This window comes from Xanthomonas sp. SHU 199 (assembly GCF_000364665.1).
In the GTDB taxonomy this organism is placed as follows: domain Bacteria; phylum Pseudomonadota; class Gammaproteobacteria; order Xanthomonadales; family Xanthomonadaceae; genus Xanthomonas_A; species Xanthomonas_A sontii.
Genome location: NZ_AQOI01000627.1, coordinates 1 through 948, shown reverse-complemented (window position 1 = coordinate 948; position 948 = coordinate 1). Strand labels below are relative to the sequence as shown.

Sequence of the window (948 nt, the reverse complement as noted above, 5' to 3'; positions counted from 1 at the left end):
CTGCCGCGGCAGGCGCTGGAGCTGGCCACGCGGCTGGTGCTGGAGCTGGCCGGCGGGCGCGCCGGTCCGGTGGTCGAGGCCGCCTTGCCCGAATTCCTGCCGGCACCGGCACCGATCGCGCTGCGCCGCGCGCGCATCCTGCGCGTGCTCGGCATCGAGATCGCCGACGCCGACGTCGAGCGCATCCTGCGCGCGCTGGGCATGGAGGTGGTCGCCTCGGCCGACGGCTGGCAGGTCACCGCGCCGAGCCGCCGCTTCGACATCGCCATCGAAGAGGATCTGATCGAGGAGCTGGCGCGCATCCACGGCTACGACCGCCTGCCGACCACCTTGCCCGGCGGCGCCACGCGCATCGCCATGGACAGCGAGACCCAACTGGACGAGCGCAGCGTGCGCCGGCAGTTGCTGGCGCGCGATCTGCTGGAAACCATCAACTACGCCTTCGTCGATGCCGCGCTGCTGGACCAGTGGGGCCTGCACGACGGGCGCGTGGCCCTGGCCAATCCGCTCAGCGCCGAACTGGCGGTGATGCGTCCGTGGCTGCTGCCTGGGCTGGTCGCCGCGCTGGGCCGCAACGCCGCGCGCCAGGCCGGGCGCGTGCGCCTGTTCGAACTGGGCAAGGTGTTCGCCGCGGCGGCGGAAGCCGGCGCCGCGCCGACCGAAACCCAGCGGGTGGCGGCGGCGGTGTGCGGCGATGCCGACGCCCTGCAATGGGGCCTGCCGGCGCGCAAGGTCGATTTCCACGACCTCAAGGGCGACCTGGACGCCTTGGCCGCGGCCTCCAGCGCACGCCTGGACTACCGGCCGTCGACGCATCCGTTCGTGCATCCGACCCGGTCGGCCGACGTCTATCGCGACGACGTGCGGATCGGCTGGATCGGCCAACTGCATCCGCGGCTGCTGCAGGCGATGCAGATCGACGTCGATGTGCTGGCGTTCGAGCTGGAC

1 pseudogene is annotated in these 948 nt (G+C 72.8%); it reads left to right on the top strand.

The window, feature by feature from the left end:
• Positions 1–948: pseudogene (locus tag D183_RS0118160) on the top strand (phenylalanine--tRNA ligase subunit beta); the annotation flags it as partial.